Consider the following 21952-nt stretch of genomic DNA (forward strand, 5'->3'; position numbering starts at 1 on the left):
GAAATATAAGACAAAACAGAAAACATTTTTCTGTATTGTGTTTCCCTAATGCAAATTCTTTTTGTTTATGAGAAAATTGCTAATAGCGACAAATCTCTTTACAAAAAACTCGCATCGGCTCTATACTTTGTGTGCTGAGACCCATACCTTACTCCTTCTTGTCCACCACATGCCGTATTCGTCTCCTGTATTGGATGATTTCCACCATTAGGTGGACACAATATTGGAGGAATCTATGAATCGAATCGGAAAGATTGCGAGCATTCTTATTGTTTTCATGTTGATTGCAGCATTTGCATTTATGGGCTGCTCAAATGAAACCCAACCACCAGATCCTACACCGGAGCCGGAACCGGAATTTGTTGTACATGCCTATGAGGCAGTAGATTTGTCGGATGTTCCTGCCTGGGGTAGTGAATATGAAGCATACACAGGTTCTACTTGGGAAACAGCGTATCCTATCAAGAACAACTTGCTCTTGTTCCTTCAGGGTATCGCGATGACCTTCGATGCTTTTGATGCATTTGATTCTTCTGATGTAACAGATTACGACTCAACTGCTGTATTCAATCCTAGGTCGATAGAGGCTGAAAGCCAATTTAAGCTTCGGGATGAAGGATTCTCTATTGATACAGATTCGGGGGTTATTGTAAATTTTCTTATTAACTATCTCGATATACTTTCGGAAGGTGAGATTTCCTCTCTTTCTCAATTGATTTATATCTTGGCCGAAAGTGGAGCTCCAGAACAATTGCTGGAGATGGATGGCCATATTGCTCTTTCAGGAAACGTAACATCAGATGCAGATCCTGCATTCTATGGCCTGGGTTCATCTCTCACCCAACGATTGCAGTATGACTATAGTTTGTTTGCAGATCTGGGGATTGAAACCGATATCACCACAACACCATCGGTTACGGGAGCACTAAGCGGGGAGCTGAAGTACAGCGGGGTGATGAATCTTGCCTTTACCGGGACTAATGTTTCCAAACGAATACCTCAGATTATAACCATTGAAGTCCGACCATTTGCAAACAGCTCATTGGTCGCTTTATCTGATGCGATGGACGCTCTCGATGAAATGAGTTCTCCAACATTAGCTCAAGTCTTCGCAACACTCAAAGCCGCTCTGTGGGGCACAACTAGTGATTGGTGCCTCCGAATCACCAGAACCGTAGGCGATGCCAATGGAACAGCGATTGCTGGTCTCACAAAAACATGGGATGATGCAGCTGCTTTGCAGGTGATCGATGATTTCGTGGGCCTATTGAGTTCAGACTAAAATCCAATCAAATGAGAAACACCCGTCTTCCTAGTAAGGAAAACGGGTGTCACTGGAGCCAAAGGGACTCGAACCCTCCACCTACTGATTGCGAACCAGTCGCTCTACCAGATGAGCTATGGCCCCCAGATTTGCATACACAAACCTACTGCAGAGCGGCAAAACTGTCAACTCGTAAGGCCTAACGAAGAAGCAATGAAGAGGCTGAAAAGCGGGTGGGGCCTATTCGGACGGCTCTTGAACTCCGGATGGTACTGCACTCCCACAAAGAATGGATTGTCCGCCAGCTCAACTGCCTCGACCAGTGTCCCATCAGGGCTGGTGCCACTGATGATCAAGCCTTTCTCAATAAGTTCCTGACGGAAATCATTGTTGAACTCATAGCGGTGGCGGTGCCGCTCCGCAATAATCCTTTGACCCTTATACGCCTTGCTCATGTTGGTGTTATCAGAAATTACACACGGATAGGTACCCAGCCGCATGGTTCCCCCCTTGGGAATATTTCCCCGTTGGTCGGGCATCAGGGCAATGACCGGATGCTGGGAGTCGGGATTGAACTCACTGGAGTGGGCATCCGCATAGCCAAGTATGCTGCGTGCATACTCAATGACGGCAATCTGCATACCGAGGCAAATCCCGAGGTAGGGAACCTTGTGCTCCCTGGCATAGCGGGCGGCCAAAATTTTGCCTTCGATTCCCCTGTCCCCGAAGCCGCCGGGAACCAGGATTCCATCGGCCTGTGAAAGAAGTTGGTCTACTGAACCCTCGGTTACCTGCTCGCTGTCTATCCAGTCGATCTGCACCTGGGATCCCAAAGCCCAAGATGCATGCTTGAGTGCTTCCATTACAGAAAGGTAGGCATCGTGGAGTTGGATGTACTTGCCGACCAGGGCGATGCGTACATGCTTTTGCGCTGCCTTGATTGTACTGAGCATCGCCTCCCATTCGCCAAGTTCCGGTTCCTTGGTCGTGAGGTTGAGCTCCCTGCAGACAATGGTGTCCAGCTGTTCTTCGTGCAGCATCAAGGGCGCCTCATAGAGCACCGGTACTGTCCTGTTCTCGATGACACAGTCCCGCTTCACATTGCAAAAGAGGGCGATCTTGTCTTTGATGCTCTCTTCCAGGATCTCATCGGAACGAGTGACAATGATATCGGGGAAAATCCCGGAGGCCATCAGCTCCTTGACCGAGTGCTGGGTGGGCTTGCTCTTATGCTCGGCACTGCTCTTTAAAAAGGGAACCAGAGTGACATGAATGAAGAGGCAGTTGGTACGGCCTACTTCATGACCGATCTGCCTGATCGCCTCCAGAAAGGGTTGGCTCTCAATATCGCCGGTGGTTCCCCCGATTTCGGTAATCACCACATCGGCTTCAGTTTTCTTGGCCAGTGAATAAATGGCCTCCTTGATCTCGCCGGTCACATGGGGGATGATCTGTACCGTTGAACCGAGGTAGGCACCGCTGCGCTCCTTGGTAAGCACATTCCAGTAGACCCTTCCGCTGGTCAGGTTGGAGAACTTGTTCAAGTCTTCGTCGATGAACCGTTCGTAGTGACCCAGATCGAGGTCGGTCTCCGAGCCATCCTCGGTAACAAACACCTCCCCGTGCTGATAGGGGCTCATCGTTCCCGGATCCACATTCATGTAGGGATCGAGCTTCTGTGCAGCGATTTTCAGTCCCCTTGCCTTGAGCAGCCTCCCCAATGAAGCTGCGGTTATTCCTTTGCCAAGGCCCGAAACGACCCCGCCAGTCACAAATACATGTTTGGCCATATGCTCACTCCTCATGGTATTTACATTTCGTACGTTTTCAAAATCAACGAGGCAACGTCATATCTGCTCTTGCGCAAATCCATTGCCTGTTTCTCTATATGTCTATGTGCTTGGGTTTCATCCATGCCAAGGTTTTCGATCAAGGCCCATTTTGCCCGGTCGATGAGCTTGATCTCCTCAATCTTGCGATGGAGTTTTTCATTCTCGTTATGCATCGCTCCTAAACGCTTTCGCATAGACATGCCAAGACTCAGGGCCTGAAAGAACATCTGCCGGATGACCGGCTTGGAAACAACCAGGATTCCTTGGTTGGAGTATAATGCCTGTTCCTGTTCAAAATATTCGGCTTTCACCACCAGAATCGAGGTGGCAAGACTCTGCTGGGTAACCATGACGGCAAGCTCTTCGCCGGATTCATCACCCAGCGGGGCATTGACGAGTACCAGATCCAGCTCGGAGTCAAGAATGATGCGTCTGGCCTGGGATGCGCTTTGGCATTTTGTGATGTCGACTCGACCCTCATGCTCTTCGATGAGGTTGCAAAGGGATTCACATCCCTTTTCTGTCGACGAAACCACTAGAACGCGCATCACGTTTCCTCCCTAGGTAGTCATGAAGTAGGGGATGCGGCTTGCCAGGTGTTTGTCGCCTGCATCCTCGTACGCACGCCAGTCGGCGAGCTTGGCCTCCAAGAAATATTCGAGCAGACGCTTGGGAATAATGGAAGAGACAAACTCGCTGTTCTTTGCCAGTTCAATTGCATCGATGAGTGACGGAGGCAGGGTTTTTCCACACTGCTTCTGGTAGGCCGATCCGATATACTCCTCATCGGATACCATATGATTCTGAATCCCTTCCAAGGCTGCATTGAGCAGCAAGGTTATGGCAAGGTAAGGATTGCAGGCAGGGTCGGCCGAACGCACCTCGATTCTTCGGTATTCGCCGGTGGTTTGGGGAAGCCGTATCAACAGCGAGCGGTTTGCCCTCCCCCAACCGATATACCGGGGAGCTTCGAAGCAGCCCAGCCTTTCATAGGAGTTGACCAACGGATTTAGGAACAGGGAAATCTCGTTGATACGATTGAGAATACCGGCTGTCATCTGCTGTTCGAGGATTTTGCTTTGCTGACCTTCATGGGTGATGGAAAGGTTGATATGCAGCCCGCTACCGCTTTCCTGTGCCAAGGGTTTCGGCAGGAAAGAAGCAAATAGTCCGCTTCTGTCGGCAATGGTCTTCACTACCGATTTGAAGGTGATGAAGTTGTCGGCCGCTTCCAACGGAGAGCCGTACTTGAAATCGATCTCATGCTGGCCCGGGCCTGACTCATGGTGGCTGCGCTCGGTATAGAAACCCATCTGTTCCAGCGTCAAGCAGATTTCCCGCCTGACGTTCTCGCCCTTATCCAGGGGGGCGACATCGAGATAGCTACCCCTGTCCATCGGCCGATAGGTGGGCAGCCCCTCCTCATCAAGCTTGAATAGGTAGAATTCACACTCGGGTCCGACGCCGAATTTGTATCCCAGGAGGGCTGCTTTCTGTACAGTCTCTGCAAGCAGTGATCGTCCATCCCCCTCGAAAGGAGTACCGTCGGGACGCTTGATGGAGCAGAAAAAGCGAACCACCCGGCCTTGGGCGGGTCTCCAAGGAAGAATTGAGAGCGTGGAAGCGTCGGGGAAAAGGAGTAAGTCACTCTCGTCCACCTGCAGAAAACCCTTCACAGCCGATGCATCGAACGAAATGCCACTGCTGAAAGCCCGATCAAGCTCATCGGCTGAAATGGAAATATTCTTGATCTGCCCGAAGATATCGCAGAAGACCAGACGTACAAACCGTACATCTTGTTCCTTGATGAAGGCCATCACTTCACTATGGGTATTGGTCATCCGTAACCTCCCTCTTTCAAACATGGGTGTATAGCATCCGATAGGGTGTAGCAGAGTTTGCCTGCAGCACAAAGAAATGTGAATCAAGCAACTGCTGCTTGTCAAAGGAAAAAATCGTGCAATATTCATCGAGGAGACTGCTCAGAATCTCTTTGTCATCCGCTGTTGCATCCCGTGAGGCAACCTGTGGCGGCAAGCTCACCGGAAGTGTATCACAGCGCAGATACATTATTCCACCGTGCATGCCCGTCCCACAGAAATATCCCACCGGAGGTTTGCCCTCCTGATTGCGCCCGAGCACAATAATCGTTCCACCTGCCTGATACTCACCTAAAAAGCTTCCGGCTCGGTCGCCGATGATGAGAAGCGGCTGCTTCTGCTGGTATGCTTTCATATGAATGCCCGAGCGATAGCCCGAACTGTCTCGGATATAGATGCAGCCTCCGCGCATCGCATACCCCGTTCCGTCGCCGCACGATCCATGAATGATGATTTTCCCCTCATTCATGGTATCGCCGGTGGCATCCTGGCCGTTGCCGTGGACGGTAATGGTCCCCCCATCGAGGAAGCATCCAAGAGCGTTGCCTGCCGTTCCCTTGATGAACAGCTCCTTATCCGAAAGAGCAGAACCGATATAGCGCTGCCCTTGTACCTGTTCGAGGGTGATTTGGTCGTCCTCAATGGCCCTGATAGCTTTGTTCAGGGCTTCGTATTCCATAAAACCTGCCGTAAGGCTTGTCATACTGGACCTCCTAGGTGCTGTTGTCGGACAGTTTTTGCAAAGGCCATTAAGAGGGGTTCCTCGCAAATGAGGTCGAAATCGAGTGAATCGAGGTCGACTTGGTTTCGTAGTATGGATGTATAAATACCAGCACGATGGATTGCATCCCCTGAGAGAATGCAACCAACCAAGTGGTTGTCCTTGACGAATAGTCGCTTGTACCCATTCTTGCAGGCAATGAGGTGTGACTCTCCCTCATACCGGCCAACGGTTATGAGGTGGAGACCGCATAGCGAAAGGGAATTCATGGCAACGGCCTTGGTAAAGCTGGCCTCGCCTCCAGCCATGTTCGTTCCTGCAGTCTCTCCTTGCAAATAGGCATTGGGAAGCAATGCCAACACAGCTTTTTGCCCCCCTATCATCTCAGTGCCTTCAGTACAGTCTCCTGCGGCATACATATCAGGCTCGCTGGTCCTGCCTCCCTCGTCGATGAGTATGCCCCGATTGGTTTGTAGTCCTGCCTCTTTTGCAAGCTTTATGTTGGCCCGCACCCCGACCGCGATCACCAGCAAATCGAAGCCGATGGCATGGCCGCTCTCTAAGAGAGCCTCGTTGGCAGTACACTCACGAATGCTATCGCCCAAGTAGAACCGAAGGCCCTGGCTCTGGAGATGCTCACGCACCAAGAGCGAGCATTGTTCATCGAGTACACTTGGAAGGACACGACTTGCCATATCCACTACGCTTACCGAATGTACCTTGTCAAGAATGCCCTCGGCACACTTCAAGCCGATAAGGCCGGCTCCGAGAATGAGCACCCGGCTATCAGGCCTGAGGTGGGATTGCAGACGTTTTGCTTCATCAAGGGTGAGAAAGGTAAACCAGTTTTTCACTTCCCCCAAACCCTTGATCGGAGGAATGAAGGGGGAGGAACCGGTTGCCAAAAGCAGTTTGTCGTAGGCAATGCTCATTCCCGATTCCAAGGCAACCGTTTTCGACGCTTTGTCGATGCTTGCAGCACATGAACCCTGCAGTACCGTAACCTTGTTTTCCTCGTAAAAGGCTTGGTTGCGATAGGTCATACGGTTCTCGTCGGTTTTTCCTTGCAGAAGGTAGGATATGAGAGGTCTGCTGTAACAGAGGTGGTTTTCCTCCCCGATGACGGTGATCCGACTCTCGCGGTCGAGGGTTCTGATTGCCTCAATACAGGCTGTGCTGGCTATGGAGTTACCGATCATTACATAGTGCATATCAACGCTCCTCAAAGACGATGGCCTTGTTCGGGCACCCTTGGATGCAGGCCGGCTGCTCTTGGGAATTGGTGGTGCAGAGCTCGCACTTCTGCATGACTCCCTCGGTGCTGGGCATCAAGGCTCCGTAGGGGCACGCCATGATGCAGGAATAGCAGAGGACGCAGCGACTCTGGTCGATGACAATCACCCCGTCCTTGCTGGTAATAGCTCCTGCGATGCAACTCTTTACACAAAGCGGCTCGGTGCAATGGCGGCAGTTGACGGCAAAACTGATGGTTCCCTTCTGCTCGACGGTGATGCGCGACCTGATTTGTTTGTCCTTCAGCGCCTTGACCATGTCCTTGATACCCGAGTTGGCATAGGCACAGTAGTACTCGCACAGATGACAGCCGAGGCACCACATTTCATTGACATAGATGCGTTTCATGGTAAGTCCTCCTACTGTCCGGCATGTGAGATGCCCAGAATTTTCAATTCCGTCTCATTCAGCCCGATACCCCGAAGCATCAAGCGGTTTCCGCGCAACGCCTCGATGCTGTTTATCCCCATTCCTCCCATCATCTCCTTGATTTCATGGTTCCAGGCTGTGATGAGGTTGACCAAGTGCTGGCTGCCCACGTCAGGATTCAGACGTTTGACCAACTCGGGATTCTGGGTTGCGATACCCCAGTTGCACTTGCCGCTGTGGCAGGTTCGGCACAGGTGGCAACCCAGGGCAACCAAGGCACTGGTTGCAATGTAAACGGCATCGGCACCGAGGGCGATGGCTTTGATGACATCGCTGCTGCTGCGGATCGAACCACCGACAACCAGACTCACATTGCCTCTGATACCTTCCTGGCGAAGCCGTTGGTCGACGCTGGCCAATGCCAGTTCGATGGGAATACCCACATTGTCGCGGATACGCAGGGGAGCGGCTCCCGTGCCTCCACGGAACCCGTCGATGGCAATGATGTCTGCACCGCTTCTGGCAATACCGCTGGCGATGGCGGAAATGTTGTGTACCGCCGCTACCTTTACGATAATCGGTTTGGTATAACGGGTCGCCTCCTTGAGGGCATAGACAAGCTGCCTGAGGTCCTCGATGGAGTAGATGTCGTGGTGGGGGGCAGGGCTGATTGCATCAGCATAGAGGGGGATCATGCGTGTGGCAGAGATATCCTCCCCGATTTTCGATCCGGGCAAGTGGCCTCCGATACCCGGTTTCGCCCCTTGTCCCATTTTAATCTCGATGGCTGCACCAGCATTCAGGTAGTCGGGATGCACCCCGAATCGCCCGGAGGCAACCTGGACGATGGTATGCTTGCCATAGTGATAGAAGTCCTTGTGCAAGCCCCCCTCTCCGGTGTTGTAGAAGGTGCCAAGTTCGGAGGCGGCAATGGCCAGACTCTTGTGGGCATTGTACGAGATTGAGCCGTAGGACATGGCGCTGAACATGATCGGGATGTCCATTTTCAGTTGGCCGGTTGTATTGGTGATGATACGGCCCTCACTGTCCCTCTCAATTTTTGAGTTCTTCTTTCCCAAATAGGTCCGAGTTTCCATTGGCTCGCGAAGCGGGTCGATGGAAGGGTTTGTCACTTGGCTGGCATTGATCAGCATCTTGTCCCAATACACCGGATAATCCTTGGGAGTCCCCATGGATGCGAGCAGAACCCCGCCGGTTTGGGCTTGGCGGTAGATGTCCTCGATCACCTCGGTCTTCCAGTTGGCATTCTCCTTGAAGGTATGGTCGGTCTTCACAATCTTCAGGGCGCGGGTGGGGCACAACGAGACACAGCGATGACAGTTCACACACAGTGATTCATCGGCTGTCATGCGTCCCTTTTCTGCGTCGTAGTGATGTACCAGATTGGCACACTGCCGCTCGCAAACCCGACAGGTGATGCACCTGTCCTGGTTGCGGATAATCTCAAAGGGCGGATACAGGTAGTTGATACCCATGCTCTTCTCCTTCTTGTACGCTGTCCAAGGTGACGATGACCGCTTTTCCCCCACTGGGGTACCAAAGGCGGTCGGGATTGGGTTCTATGACCCGAATCGCTGCCTCTTCGCTGGCCAGATAGACCCGGCTGCCTTTTTCGGCGGCCACCAAGCTACGCAATTTAAGTCGGTCGTTGAGTGCCATCAGACCATTCTTAAACCCGAGGATAATCGAGAAGGGGCCGGTGATGAGCATGCTGGCAAAGGTATTGCGCAGGTATGTGTACTCCGCTCGCTCCTTCTCATCCTTGCGTTCGATCGTCGACCAGAAGGGGGCTGCCAGAACGTGGGAGACCTCCTCAAGGGTGAGGCCCATCCTGCGGTGCAGGTAATCGATCATGTAGGTGATGACTTCAGTATCGGTCTGAAGCGTACAGGCATAGCCGTACATCTCTATATAGCGGCGGTTTGCATCGTAGCTGGAAATCTCCCCATTATGGACCACGCTGTAGGACAGCAGGCTGAAGGGGTGGCTGCCACCCCACCAACCAGGAGTGTTGGTGGGGTAGCGGCCGTGAACGGTCCAGCTATATCCTTCGTATTCATCGAGCATGTAGAACTCACCCACATCCTCGGGATACCCTACGGCTTTGAAGACTCCCATGTCCTTGCCCGAACTGAATACATAAGCCCCCTCGATCTCGCGATTGATACGGATGACACACCGGGCGGTATATTCATCCTCGTCCAACTGGCTGAAGGAGAGCTTGGTTGGAAGCGCTGTAACAAAATATCGCCAGATGAGGGGGACATCGGTAATGGCAGGGTGCTTCTTGGTGGGAATCTTGGAGAGGTTGATCAAGTCGAAGTGTTCTTCCAGAAAATCCTCGCATGCCCGTTTTGCTTCACTGGAGTAATAGAAAATGTGCAAGGCGGTATAGTCCTTGTACTCAGGATAGATTCCGTAACCTGCAAATCCTCCTCCCAGTCCATTGCTTCTGTCGTGCATGACCGAAATGGAGGTGATGGCATCCCGCGCCGAGAAGCGCTTGCCGCTGCGGTCGATGATGCCGCTGATTGCGCATCCACTGGGAATGCGGACCTCTCCTTCCAAAGGCATTTGCTGATGATAGCCGTCCATGGTGTGTACTCCCCGGGCATGAAAAAAGGCGTCCACCATCGATAGCTTATCCATGAAGCTACCGTTGGTGGACGCCTTTGTCCCTGTGGTAATTTTGCTTAGTGTATCCAAGAAGAAAGACTTTGTCACGGGGGTGGGGAAAATTTATCTGATTGCCTGTTCTACGGCATCACCTCTTCGAAGCCCGCTTGCCAACAGGTAAGGCAAGGTCCTGCAATTTCCTTCCCAGTATATCGTCCTTGGCAATGAGCAGGATGTCATCCGCCATTCCGATGGCAAGCAAAACCTGTACATAGGCTCCCATCGAAACCGATGGGGATCCTTTCTCTCCTTGAAAATCTGCAGCGTCCCTAGTTGACAGTATTCGACCCTTGGGTGTACAAAGGACCATCAGCAAAGGCGCTGTAGTCCGTTATGGGCTACAGCGCCTTTCTCTTTTTCCAGCGAACACGCAGGAATTGGGTTGGTGGGCACCTCGTTTCTTGGCGGCCGAAAGGTGACAAGGCCAAGATCCGGGAGTGCCGAAAACCCGTGTATACCACCAGAGGGGGCAGTGTATGACAGAACGTGTTGATCAGTATTTCGGGTGTTCGGTATTCGGCGATAGAATGATGCGCGAATATCTCAATAAGGAAACCTACCGCGAGCTCAAGCAGACCATCCGCGAGGGCAAGGAACTCGATATTTCCATTGCCAACCAGGTTGCACATGCCATGAAGGAATGGGCCTTGAGTAAGGGTGTTACCCATTTCACCCATTGGTTCCAGCCCATGACCGGCATTACCGCTGAAAAACACGAGAGCTTCATTTCCCCTGCAAAAGACGGCTCCGCCCTGCTGGAGTTCTCCGGCAAGGAACTCATCAAGGGCGAACCCGACGCCTCCTCCTTTCCCTCCGGCGGACTCAGGGCAACCTTCGAAGCCCGAGGCTATACCGCATGGGATCCCTCAAGTTATGCATTCATAAAGGAAAATACACTGTGTATTCCCACTGCTTTCTGTTCGTACAGCGGTGAGGTATTGGATAAGAAGACCCCGCTTCTCCGCTCCATGGAGGTTATCAGCACACAGGCTTTGAGGATTCTCAAGCTCTTCGGCAAGACCGAGGTGAAGCGTGTAGTTACCACCGTCGGACCCGAGCAGGAGTATTTCCTCATCGACAAGAGCTTGTATCTCAAGCGCAAGGACTTGATCCATACCGGACGAACCCTTCTGGGAGCAAGACCGCCCAAAGGTCAGGAGCTGGAGGACCACTACTTCGGCAACCTCAAGAGTAGGGTATCTTCCTTCATGCGTGAGCTGGATGAGGAGCTGTGGAAGCTGGGAATCCTGGCAAAGACCGAGCATAACGAGGTCGCTCCCAGCCAGCACGAGCTTGCCCCCATTTTCACCACCAGCAACCTGGCTGTCGACCACAACCAGCTGACCATGGAGATGATGAAAAAGATTGCAGACAAGCATGGCCTGGTTTGTCTGTTGCATGAAAAGCCGTTTGCCGGTGTGAACGGGTCGGGCAAACACAACAACTGGTCCATCTCAACCGATGCAGGAGTGAACCTGCTTGAGCCTGGTGATAATCCGAAGGACAACGCCCAGTTCCTGCTCTTCCTGGTTGCAGTCATTGCTGCCGTGGATGAGTATCAGGATCTCTTGAGGGTTTCGGTTGCCAGTGCCGGCAACGACCATCGCCTGGGGGCGAACGAAGCTCCTCCGGCCATAGTTTCCATGTTCCTTGGTGAAGAGCTGACCAACATCCTCGACTCGCTTGCGGACGGAACGGATTGTCCTTGCAAGGCTCCCTCTTCGATGCTGTTGGGTGTGAACCTGCTTCCTCCGCTTCCCAAGGACAGCACCGACCGGAACAGAACCAGCCCGTTTGCTTTCACCGGCAACAAGTTTGAGTTCAGAATGCTTGGTTCCTCCTTCTCCGTCAGTGGTCCGAACTTCGTATTGAACACCATTATTGCCGATAAGCTCTCCCAGTTTGCTGATTCGCTGGAAATGGAAAACGACTTTTCCTGCGCCCTCTCAAAGCTGGTCAAGGAGACCTATCAGAAGCACCGAAGAATTGTGTTCAACGGGAACAACTATGCCCAGGCTTGGGTGGAGGAAGCCCACAGGCGGGGTTTGTCGAATCTGAAGTCCACCGTCGATGCGCTTCCGGCCTTCATTTCCAAAAAGAGCATCGACCTCTTTTCAAAGTTCAATGTCCTTAGCGAAACAGAAATCCACAGCCGCTATGAGATTGTTTTGGAGAATTACTGCAAGACGATCAACATCGAAGCCCTCACCATGACTGATATGATTCGTAAGCAGATTCTTCCCGCCATCAGCGCCTTCAGCGGAGAACTTGCCCGCTCTGCACAGGACAAGCTTGCTTTGGTTCCCGCACTTTCACTCTCCTATGAAAAGAATACCGTTACTGAGTTGAGCAGACTGACCGACAGCCTTGCCTCAGCGGTAGCAGAATTGGAGAGGAAGGTGGTGGATGCACGCATGCCCGGCGAAGTGCTTCAGGTGAGCAGGTACTACCACGACCAGGTGCTCCCAGCTATGGCTGAAGTAAGGTCGATCAGTGATACAGCCGAGCTCTTGATGGGTGAACAATACTATCCTATTCCTACCTATGAGCATTTGCTCTATTCAGTCTGACCTGAAATATATGACATAAGCTTTGGAAACCCTCGTGAAAACCGAGGGTTTTCCTGTATCATCCATGCATTTTCATGCTAGAGTAAGAGTGTTCGATCTTCGGAGGAAGGATGCATCAGGAGAACCTGTCAGAATTACTCTACTCTCTCTTCAACACCATACCCGACCCCTTTTTTGTCATCGGCGAAGATGGCACCTATTTGGAGGTATTCGGGGGGACCGAACGAAGTCTTTATGATGATGGTAAACCCATGCAAGGCAAGAATATTTACGAGTTCATGCCCAAGGAGTTTGCCGATTTCTATATGCAGCAGGTACGCCATACTCTGGAAATTAATGCTCTCAACAGCTTTGATTATCAGCTGGAAACAAACAAGGTAAACCTTCCAGAGTTCAATGGACCAGGAGGAATGCAATGGTTTGAAACCAGGATGTTCCCCCTGCAGAAGACGTATAAGGGACAACGGGCGGTTACCGCCATGATCATCAACATCACTGAACGGAGAAACCTGCATAAGAAGTTGCGGGAGCTCTCCTATGTCGATCCTTTGACCGGCCTGTATAACCGCCGCTACTTTCTGGAACGGGTACGAATCCACTTGATGGAGAAGGGCGAGGCCCACATCATGCTCTGCGATATCGACCGGTTCAAGGATGTGAATGACCAATATGGCCACTTAGCCGGTGACGCGGTGCTGAAGGAATTCGCCCGCATTGCCAGGGATGTCCTGAAGCACAATCACGCCATCGCCCGCTTAGGAGGGGATGAGTTTGTCATGGCATTGACGGACTTGACCGATGAGCAGGCATATGAGGTGGGTGAAAGCCTTAGGAAGCGGGTGGAAGAGACTTCGATTTACTACCAAAGCACCGTACTTTCCATTTGTATCAGTATCGGCATAGCAAAGCTCAGCTTCGAGGACTTGGAGAAAAGCGAGTTGATCGCCGATGCCGACCGTGCCCTCTATCAGGCAAAAGCAGCAGGAAAGAACCGGGTCTGCCTGTTCTCTGACCCTGCAAGGGGGAAGTAATGTTCAATATCCTATTCAACATCGCCCTCCTGTTGGCTCTCACCATTTTCTTTGCAACCTATCCGTTTAGGAATCTTCGCCGGCTCACCTCCCATAAAGTGCTGGTCGGCATGATTATCGGCTTCATCGGTATTTCAGTCATGCTCAATCCACTTACCCTCTATGAAGGGGTGATTTTTGACTCCCGAACCATTCTGCTTACCGTTTCGGGTATGGTGCTTGGTCTGATACCGACCGTCATCGGGGCCTCCATGATGGGGATCTATCGCATGATCATCGGAGGAAGCGGCCTTCTTACAGGTCTGATCACCATTCTCATCGGCAGTACAGTCGGAGTTGTGTGGCATGCAAAACGGTACCAGAAAGTATTGAACAAGCATGAAGTTTTCGGGGTGGAATACTACTTGGTAGGTTTGGTAACCCATATCGGCATGCTGCTTGCGATGCTGCTCATCCCTTCGAATATCCGTAACTCGGTGATCAGCACTATGGCCTTCCCGATTCTGGTTGTCTATCCTGTGGGGACCTATCTGCTCAGCCTCCTGCTTTTCAGCCAGGCAAGGCGCATTGTTTCGATTACTGAACTTGAGAAAAGTGAACGCCTTTTTAAGACTATGTTCGAGGAAGCTCCCATCGGCATGTCCCTCACTGATTTGAAAACGGGAAGAATTACCAACATCAACCAAAGCTATGTAACAATGCTCGGCTATACCAAAGAAGAGATGTTGGGAAGGACATGGGAAGAGTTTACCCATCCGGACGATAAGGCGGTCAGCAAGGCAACTACCGATAGATTTGCCAAAGGCGCTGCTGGACCACTTTCGCTGGACAAGCGTTTTCTTCGCAAGGATGGAGAAATCCTTTGGGCCAATCTCTCCCTCTCGGTGTTCAGTACCGAGGATAGGGAACAATCGGAATCCTTATGCATGACAGTCGATATCACCGAACGCAAACACTATGAACAGAAAATTCTCTATGCCTCCAATCACGATGCATTGACCGGACTGTACAACCGCGTGCACTTTGAGGAGTATGTGCGGGACCTGAAACTTGGTGAGGATCAGATGCTTACCGTTGCGTTCGGCGATGTGAACGGGCTGAGAATCCTCAATGAGGCATTCGGCCGCGATGAAGGCAATCGTCTGCTCAGCCGCATAGCCCGGATTCTGGAAAAAAACCTACCCAAGGGCGATTATGTTAGCCGGGTGGGAGGTGATGAGTTCGCCCTGTTCTTCTTCAATCGCAGCACGGACCAAGTCGAGGCCCTCCTTGGTGCGGTAACAGCCGATATTGCAGCCCTTGAGATGATGGGCTCCGTCATTCCCTCGATGAGCTTCGGCCTTTCTTCCTTGGATGCCGCCCAGCGCAGCATCAACGAGGCAATCAAGCAGGCTGAGAAGGACCTTGCCACCCGTAAGCTGGTGGATAGCCCGCATACTCGGGGCAAGGCCGTCTATGCCATCATCAATACCCTGCATGAGAAGAACAAGCGCGAGGAGAATCACTCGAGGCGTGTAAGTGATTTGTGTGAACGCCTTGCCAAGGCGTATGGTTTGGGTGAGATGGCATCGAACGAACTCAGGCTGGTTGGACTGTTGCATGACATCGGCAAGATCGCCATCCATGAATCGATTCTCAACAAGGAAGGACGGCTGACCTACGAAGAGTGGAAGGAAATGAAACGCCACGCCGAAATCGGGTACCGCATTCTCAACTCCGTTGAGGACATGGGAAGCCTTGCCCAGTATGTACTGGCACATCATGAGCACTATGACGGCAATGGATATCCGAAGGGCTTGAAAGGTGAGGAGATTCCCTTGCAGTCGAGGATTATCAGCATCGCCGACGCGTATGATGCCATGACTGCGTACAGACCATATCGGCAGATAGTCACCTCCGAGCAGGCAGCCCGCGAGATCAAACGGTGCATCCAAACCCAATTTGACCCCATTCTTGCAAAAGTATTCATTGAAGAGGTGCTAAACCTAAGCTACGAGAGCCTGTAGGCCGTTTCCTTGACAGCAGGTAATTTCAGGAATACCATGAAAATACCAGAAGGAGGTGCCTATGGGAGTCATTACTATTTCCCGTCAGATAGGCAGTGAGGGAACCTTCATTGCCAAACGGGTTGCCGAACAACTGGGCTTGTCTTTTATTGACAAGGAAGACATCGAGAAGGTCATGCATGCCTATGGCTTCAGTGCCTTCGAAGAGGTGTACAACACCCGCCCCGGTTTTTGGGAACGCTTTGATCTGCAACGCTCCGTAACCATCGATTTTCTGCTTTCCACTATGCGCTCTTTTGCCAAGGTCGGTAATGTTGTCTTGCTCGGTCGGGGAGGGTTCGGCCTGTTCCAGGGGTATACCGACATTCTCAATGTTCGACTGAAAGCACCGCTTGCCGTACGCCTTGAACGTAAGCAGAGAGAGTATGGCGGTACTGACGAGCATGCTAGAAAAGCTCTGATAGAACAGGAGTTGATCAGGACCAGTTTTGTACAAACCGACCTGCAGTATAATCAGAACGATGCCTCGCTGTTTGATTTGGTTGTCGATACCGCCATTGTTCCCCCCGAAACTGCAAGCTTGTGGATATGCGATGCCTATCAGCAATTGATGAAGAAACCCCGCATTGACGCAAAGCATGTCCGTGCCGACCTGGTGGTTGATGACGTGCTGCTTAAGCTGGTCAAAACCATGCTTGGGGACAGCGGGTCATGAAAGCCCTCGGTGGTGCTAGAGCGTTCCTGCTCATAGGGACGCTCTTACTTGCCTTGGTCCTTATCGCTCCCTTTGTATTCTCAGTGCTATCGCTCATTGTCAGAGCAGAGTTCAACTTCGATTACCTTATGACCGCGGAATTTGGCTCCATTGCCTTGATCGCCCTCGTATTTCTCTTGGTGGGAACCTTTCTGGCAAAGGGTCCGTATGTGCTGTGTCTCTCTACTGCTGCATTGCTGGTCGTATCGTTGGTTGCCCTGATGCTGCTTTCGGACCCTCCCATAATCCTGGCAGCAGTAGTCTTGGTTCTGTATAACCTTTCACTGGTCCTGCTGCTCCTTCATGGGGTACTGAGTCTGAAGTGACAATAGGCTGGATCGTGTAGTACACTACAGACTATGGATGTACTGGCATTTCTTCAAGAAAAGGATGAGCTTTCCTACATTGACCTCATCGAGCCCCTAAGGCTTGGTCAGGCCGAGGTGCTCATCGCTGAAAAAGAGGGAGTCTTGATCCGCATCAACGATGATGCCTTGGATGGTGTGTTGTTCGATGAACGCCTGCTTTCGACTTTCACCGATATACTTGTCGGCTCTGATGCTCCCATCGCCGTTCATGACGGAATCCTTGTCGACACGCTCAAGGCTATGGGCATGGCCTATCACTTCCCCTGTTTCCAAGCAGTCTACACCAAGAGTACCCCGTTTGTTCTTTCCCAAAATCTTACCATTCGTGAGCTTGGCATGGATGACCTGCCCGTCGTACTGGCCAACTACAAGAATGCCGACGAAGCGTACATAACCGGTCGGGTGCAATCGGGCTCTCTGATCGGGGCACAAGTCGACGGAGAGCTTGCCGCCTTTATCGGGCAGCATGCCGAGCTGACCATAGGACTTCTGGAAGTGCTTCCCGCGTATCGGAGACGCCATATCGGTGAGGAACTGGAAAAGGCGTATATCAATCGACTGCTTGCACACGGCCGTGTTCCTTTTTGTCATGTTACGACGCACAATGAAGCCTCTCTTGCCTTGCAGAAAAAGCTGGGAATGACGTTTGGTAAGCACCTGATTCACTGGTTTAATTAATATTTATACATAATGTTTTGAAAATATATGCATAGAGACTGGTCAAGCATTCGATTTTCTGTATAATTATACCAATACTGTATGATTGGGAGGATAGTATGCTGCAATGCGGAGTTATTGGTGCTACAGGATATGCAGGATCTGTACTGGTATCCCTCTTATCTGCTCACCCAAACGTTGAGATTTCCTATGTGGCTTCCCATTCCTATGTGGGCAAGCGTTTTTCCGATATCTATCCTTCACTGAAGGGCGCGTGTGACTTGGTCTTGGAAGAAGAGCAGGTAGAGGAGGCGAGCAAACGTTGTTCCGTTCTCTTTCTTGCTCTCCCCCACGGGCTTGCCAGCAATAAGGTCACACAAGAAGTACTCAATCGGTGCATCATCATCGACTTGGGAGCCGACTACCGGCTCTGCGATAGTAGCGTCTATGAATCGTGGTATAAGACAGAGCATGGCAGCAAGGAATTACTTACGCAGAGTGTGTACGGCCTTTGTGAACTGCATCGCAGTGAAATCGAGCAATCCAACCTGATCGCCAATCCCGGCTGCTATACCACCTGTTCCATCCTCACCCTTGCACCGTTGTTGGCTGAGAAGTTGGTCGACCCGACCAGCCTGATCATCGACAGTGCCAGCGGGGTCAGCGGAGCGGGGCGAAGCGAGAAAATTGATTCGCTGTTCTGTGAGTGCAATGAATCCTACAAGGCCTATGGGGTCACCAATCATCGGCACACCCCGGAAATAGAGCAGGAGCTGAGCCTGATCCATGGCTCGGCTTTGATGGTGCAATTCACTCCCCATCTGGTACCGATGAACCGGGGAATTCTGTCCACTTGCTATGCAAATCTCAAGGCTGCGGTGACCGAAAAGGATATTGAGGCGGCGTATGTGAAGCACTACGGCTCTGAACCATGCATCCGGCTTATGGGTTCCAGCTTACCCGAAACCCGATTTGTACGAGGTACCAATACCTGTGCCATCGGATGGAAGGTCGATGCAAGGACAAAACGCGTCATCGCCATCGGTGCGATCGATAACCTAATCAAGGGCGCCGCCGGACAGGCGGTGCAAAACATGAATATCCGGTGCAATTTCGAGGAGACCTTGGGTCTTCCTCTGAATGTCAGCAACCCCCTCTAGGAGGCTTGTATGCAGATTATTGAAGGCGGAGTGACCGCCAGTGTAGGATTTTCAGCCAATGGCGTCGCCTGTGGCATCAAGAAACGCAAGAAAGATCTTGCTTTGGTCGTTAGTGAGGTAAGCTGTGCGTTTGCCGGCTCTTTTACCACCAACTTGGTAAAAGCTGCTCCGGTAATCTGGGACCAGAATCTGGTGGCAAACCAGAGCCAGGTCAAGGCAATCGTCATCAACAGCGGCAATGCCAACGCCTGTACAGCCGAGCAGGGCTACAAGGATACCGAGGCGACTGCCGGTATTGCCGGATCCGTCTTGGGTTGCAAGGCACAAGAGGTATTGGTCTGTTCGACCGGAGTCATCGGTGTTCCCCTTCCCATGGATAAAATCAAGGAGGGCATCGAGCTGTGCAGCAAGGAGCTGGGAGCGAGCCGCGAATCTGCAGGTGAAGCAGCTTTGGCCATCTGTACCACCGACACGTTCAAGAAGGAAGTGGCGGTCAGTGTGCAGATTGAGGGCAAGACGGTACACATCGGAGGCATGGCCAAGGGCTCGGGGATGATTCATCCCAACATGGCGACCATGCTCAGCTTCATCACCACCGATGCGAATCTGGATAAAGTGACGTTGCAAACCTTGTTGGGCTCCTCCATCACCGATACCTACAATATGATCAGCGTCGACGGTGATACTTCCACCAACGATACGGTCCTGGTTCTCGCCAACGGCATGAGCAAAACCACTTCTCTCTCGCCTTCCCATCCTGATTGGGAGGCCTTTACCGAGGCGTTTATGTATGTGCATACCGAGCTTGCCAAGACCATCGTCCGTGACGGTGAGGGGGCGGGGAAGTTTCTTGAAGTAAAGGTGGTAGGGGCCAAGGACAAAGCGACCGCCCAAAAGCTAGCCCGCAGCGTCATTACCAGCAACCTGGTCAAGACGGCTTTCTTCGGTAGTGATGCCAACTGGGGAAGAATTCTCTGCGCCATGGGCTATAGCGGCGCGGCATTCGATCCATCACAGCTTAATCTGTACTTCACCTCTTCCAAGGGTACCATCCAGGTAGTGGAAAACGGAGTACCCCTAGCATTTGACGAGCACCTTGCAAAAGGAATTCTGATGGAGAAGGAAATCATAACGTTGGCCCAACTCAAGGATGGAAAGGGAGAAGGTACCGCCTGGGGCTGTGACCTTTCCTATGAGTACGTCCGGATCAATGGAGACTATAGAAGCTGATGAAACACCAAATGGAAACAGAAATACTCAAGGCGGAAGTTCTCATCGAGGCAATCCCGTATATCCGCAGGTTTGCCGGCAGCATAGTGGTGGTAAAGTATGGCGGTTCGGCCATGGTGGATGAGAACCTGAAGAAGTCAGTCATCCAGGACATTGCCATGCTCAAGTACATCGGCTTGAAGCCGGTGGTGGTACACGGTGGAGGCAAGGAGATTACCAGCCTGCTCGACCGTCTGGGTAAGAAAAGTGAGTTCCTCGATGGACTGAGGGTTACCGATGAGGAGACCGCCCAAGTAGCTGAAATGGTTCTTTCGGGTTCCATCGCCAAGGCATTGGTTGATGAGCTTGAGGGGGTGGGCATCAAGGCTGTGGGCATCAGCGGCAAGGACGGGCGGACGATGCTGTGCAGCAAGAAGCTCGATGAGAAGGGCCGCGACCTTGGCTTTGTCGGCCAGATCGACAAGGTCGATACCTCGTTGCTCGATACCCTGCTTGCCAACAACTTCGTTCCGGTGGTATCGCCGGTGGGCGTGGATGGAATGGGCAACACCTACAACATCAATGCCGACTACGCTGCAAGTGCAGTAGCCGGAGCCCTCTCGGCCCAGAAGCTCATGTTCCTCACCGATGTGGAAGGAATTCTCAAGGACAAGGACGACCCAGCTTCCATTCTGAGATCCCTCAATAAAGGTCAGGCGCTTGCCTATATCGCCGATGGAACCATTAAGGGTGGCATGATCCCGAAGGTGCAATGCTGCATCGACGGGCTGGAAAAGGGAGTGGAAAGCGTCCACGTTCTGGACGGGCGGGTGAGCCATGCAATTCTGCTCGAAATCTTCACCACCAAGGGTATCGGAACCATGGTGACCGACAAGGAGAGCGTATGAGTATGCAGGCAAGCATTGCAGTGGGAAAACAGTACCTTTTGGATACGTATGCCCAAGTTCCGGTGGTTTTTGCCGGTGGAGAAGGCATGTATCTGGTCGATGAACAGGGAAAGAAATACTTGGATTTTGTTGGAGGAATTGCTGTAAACGCCCTTGGCTATCGTGATGCCGGCCTTTCTGCGGCCATCAACGAAGTCGTCGATACCGGTCTTTTGCACTGTTCCAATCTTTACTACAACACCCATGCCCTCCAAGCGGCCAAGGGCCTATGCACCCTTGCAGGAATGGATCGGGTGTTTTTCTGCAACAGTGGTGCCGAGGCGAATGAGGCTGCTCTCAAGCTGGCTCGAAAATTCGGGCATAAGAACAGTCCTGCACGCACTGACATCATTTCGATGGTTCACTCCTTCCACGGCCGCACCTATGGTGCCATCACCGCCACCGGACAGGATAAGTACCATGTGAACTTCGATCCGCTTCCCGGAGGGTTCAGCTACGCTGAATTCAACAACTTACAGAGTGTAAAAGCTTTGGTGAGCGAGAAAACCTGTGCAATCATCGTCGAGCCAATCCAGGGCGAGGGGGGTATCGTGCCCTCGACGGTTGCCTTCCTCCAAGGCCTGCGCGAACTCTGTGACCAGAATGACCTGTTACTCATCTATGATGAGGTGCAGTGCGGCATGGGACGCAGCGGAAAACCCTTTGCCTATCAGGTGTACGGGGTGAAACCAGATATTCTCACCACTGCCAAGGCACTCGCCGGCGGCATACCTGCCGGGGCCATGCTGACCTGTGACAAGGCTAATACGGTATTCGCCCCCGGCGATCATGCATCCACCTTCGGTGGCAATGCCCTGGCCATGGCCGGAGTCAATGAGATGGTCAGGCGCCTCATGGATCCTGATTTCACCGACCATGTCCAGCAGATGGGCTCCTACCTGCGGGAGAAGCTCGTACAGCTGGCATTACGCTATCCCACTCTCTGCGGCGAGGTTAGGGGTATGGGTTTGATCAACGGCATGGTATTGACGATTCCTCCCCGCAAGGTCGTCGATGCTTGTTTTGAACATGGGCTTTTGGTGGCAAGTGCCGGTTACGACGTACTTCGCTTCGTGCCTCCCTTGGTGGTCCAGCAATCCGATATCGATAAGGCGCTCTCCATTGTAGAACAGGCTCTTGCATCTTTGCTCTGAAGCGTCTAGTATCGACCCAAGAACAAAGACGTTCCTAACC

At 52.1% G+C, this 21952-nt stretch carries 20 protein-coding genes and 1 tRNA gene; 11 read left to right on the forward strand and 10 right to left on the reverse strand.

Annotation, left to right across the window (positions count from 1 at the left end; translation table 11 throughout):
• The first annotated feature begins 235 nt into the window (after positions 1 to 235).
• Entirely contained in the window at positions 236 to 1282 is a 1047-nt protein-coding gene (locus SPIBUDDY_RS00525) for a hypothetical protein (protein ID WP_013605803.1), read from the forward strand.
• A gap of 53 nt (positions 1283 to 1335) precedes the next feature.
• Here SPIBUDDY_RS00525 and SPIBUDDY_RS00530 read toward each other — a convergent pair.
• From SPIBUDDY_RS00530 to SPIBUDDY_RS16415, 10 genes are all read right to left on the reverse strand, one after another.
• Positions 1336 to 1408, reverse strand: a tRNA-Ala gene (locus tag SPIBUDDY_RS00530).
• Positions 1409 to 1449: 41 nt separating this feature from the next.
• On the reverse strand, positions 1450 to 3054 hold the full coding sequence (locus SPIBUDDY_RS00535; RefSeq protein WP_013605804.1) for a CTP synthase: 1605 nt from the start codon (positions 3052 to 3054) through the stop codon (positions 1450 to 1452).
• 20 nt (positions 3055 to 3074) lie between these two features.
• Entirely contained in the window at positions 3075 to 3644 is a 570-nt protein-coding gene (locus SPIBUDDY_RS00540) for an ANTAR domain-containing response regulator (RefSeq protein WP_013605805.1), read from the reverse strand.
• Positions 3645 to 3656: 12 nt separating this feature from the next.
• Positions 3657 to 4937 (reverse strand): glutamine synthetase family protein, encoded by a 1281-nt coding sequence (locus tag SPIBUDDY_RS00545; protein ID WP_013605806.1) that lies wholly within the window; start codon positions 4935 to 4937, stop codon positions 3657 to 3659.
• A 16-nt stretch (positions 4938 to 4953) separates the two neighbouring features.
• Entirely contained in the window at positions 4954 to 5679 is a 726-nt protein-coding gene (locus SPIBUDDY_RS00550) for a GltB/FmdC/FwdC-like GXGXG domain-containing protein (protein WP_013605807.1), read from the reverse strand.
• Positions 5676 to 6908: an NAD(P)/FAD-dependent oxidoreductase gene (locus tag SPIBUDDY_RS00555; protein ID WP_013605808.1), complete on the reverse strand. Its 1233-nt coding sequence runs from the start codon at positions 6906 to 6908 to the stop codon at positions 5676 to 5678. The genes SPIBUDDY_RS00550 and SPIBUDDY_RS00555 overlap by 4 nt, the downstream gene beginning before the upstream one ends.
• A gap of 1 nt (position 6909) precedes the next feature.
• A complete protein-coding gene (locus tag SPIBUDDY_RS00560; protein ID WP_013605809.1) occupies positions 6910 to 7338 on the reverse strand; it encodes a 4Fe-4S dicluster domain-containing protein in 429 nt (142 codons plus the stop codon).
• An 11-nt stretch (positions 7339 to 7349) separates the two neighbouring features.
• The gene (locus SPIBUDDY_RS00565) at positions 7350 to 8855 is read right to left on the reverse strand and encodes a glutamate synthase-related protein (RefSeq protein ID WP_013605810.1); all 1506 of its coding nucleotides are present in this window, start codon (positions 8853 to 8855) and stop codon (positions 7350 to 7352) included.
• Positions 8824 to 10029, reverse strand: coding sequence for a class II glutamine amidotransferase (locus SPIBUDDY_RS00570; protein ID WP_245523789.1), 1206 nt, complete (start codon positions 10027 to 10029; stop codon positions 8824 to 8826). Before SPIBUDDY_RS00570 ends, SPIBUDDY_RS00565 begins: the two co-directional genes overlap by 32 nt.
• Positions 10030 to 10144: 115 nt before the next feature.
• Positions 10145 to 10279 carry a hypothetical protein gene (locus SPIBUDDY_RS16415; protein ID WP_281047958.1) on the reverse strand — a complete coding sequence of 45 codons (135 nt, stop codon included), beginning with the start codon at positions 10277 to 10279 and terminating at the stop codon, positions 10145 to 10147.
• A gap of 253 nt (positions 10280 to 10532) precedes the next feature.
• Between SPIBUDDY_RS16415 and SPIBUDDY_RS00580 the strand changes: the two genes are divergently transcribed.
• From SPIBUDDY_RS00580 to SPIBUDDY_RS00625, 10 genes are all read left to right on the forward strand, one after another.
• The gene (locus SPIBUDDY_RS00580) at positions 10533 to 12626 is read left to right on the forward strand and encodes a glutamine synthetase III family protein (protein ID WP_013605812.1); all 2094 of its coding nucleotides are present in this window, start codon (positions 10533 to 10535) and stop codon (positions 12624 to 12626) included.
• 110 nt (positions 12627 to 12736) lie between these two features.
• The gene (locus SPIBUDDY_RS00585; protein WP_013605813.1) at positions 12737 to 13657 is read left to right on the forward strand and encodes a sensor domain-containing diguanylate cyclase; all 921 of its coding nucleotides are present in this window, start codon (positions 12737 to 12739) and stop codon (positions 13655 to 13657) included.
• Positions 13657 to 15663, forward strand: coding sequence for an HD domain-containing phosphohydrolase (locus SPIBUDDY_RS15965; RefSeq protein ID WP_013605814.1), 2007 nt, complete (start codon positions 13657 to 13659; stop codon positions 15661 to 15663). The genes SPIBUDDY_RS00585 and SPIBUDDY_RS15965 overlap by 1 nt, the downstream gene beginning before the upstream one ends.
• Positions 15664 to 15724: 61 nt before the next feature.
• Positions 15725 to 16378 carry a cytidylate kinase-like family protein gene (locus SPIBUDDY_RS00595; protein ID WP_013605815.1) on the forward strand — a complete coding sequence of 218 codons (654 nt, stop codon included), beginning with the start codon at positions 15725 to 15727 and terminating at the stop codon, positions 16376 to 16378.
• On the forward strand, positions 16375 to 16743 hold the full coding sequence (locus SPIBUDDY_RS00600) for a hypothetical protein (RefSeq protein WP_013605816.1): 369 nt from the start codon (positions 16375 to 16377) through the stop codon (positions 16741 to 16743). The genes SPIBUDDY_RS00595 and SPIBUDDY_RS00600 overlap by 4 nt, the downstream gene beginning before the upstream one ends.
• 33 nt (positions 16744 to 16776) lie before the next feature.
• Positions 16777 to 17463, forward strand: a complete 687-nt coding sequence (locus SPIBUDDY_RS00605) for a GNAT family N-acetyltransferase (RefSeq protein WP_013605817.1) — start codon at positions 16777 to 16779, stop codon at positions 17461 to 17463.
• A gap of 98 nt (positions 17464 to 17561) precedes the next feature.
• A complete protein-coding gene (gene argC, locus SPIBUDDY_RS00610) occupies positions 17562 to 18602 on the forward strand; it encodes an N-acetyl-gamma-glutamyl-phosphate reductase (RefSeq protein WP_013605818.1) in 1041 nt (346 codons plus the stop codon).
• A gap of 9 nt (positions 18603 to 18611) precedes the next feature.
• Positions 18612 to 19832, forward strand: a complete 1221-nt coding sequence (gene argJ / locus SPIBUDDY_RS00615; protein WP_013605819.1) for a bifunctional glutamate N-acetyltransferase/amino-acid acetyltransferase ArgJ — start codon at positions 18612 to 18614, stop codon at positions 19830 to 19832.
• On the forward strand, positions 19832 to 20719 hold the full coding sequence (gene argB / locus SPIBUDDY_RS00620; protein WP_013605820.1) for an acetylglutamate kinase: 888 nt from the start codon (positions 19832 to 19834) through the stop codon (positions 20717 to 20719). The genes argJ and argB overlap by 1 nt, the downstream gene beginning before the upstream one ends.
• Positions 20716 to 21912 carry an aspartate aminotransferase family protein gene (locus SPIBUDDY_RS00625; protein ID WP_013605821.1) on the forward strand — a complete coding sequence of 399 codons (1197 nt, stop codon included), beginning with the start codon at positions 20716 to 20718 and terminating at the stop codon, positions 21910 to 21912. The genes argB and SPIBUDDY_RS00625 overlap by 4 nt, the downstream gene beginning before the upstream one ends.
• Positions 21913 to 21952 lie beyond the last annotated feature (40 nt).

Source organism: Sphaerochaeta globosa str. Buddy (genome assembly GCF_000190435.1).
Lineage (GTDB): Bacteria > Spirochaetota > Spirochaetia > Sphaerochaetales > Sphaerochaetaceae > Sphaerochaeta > Sphaerochaeta globosa.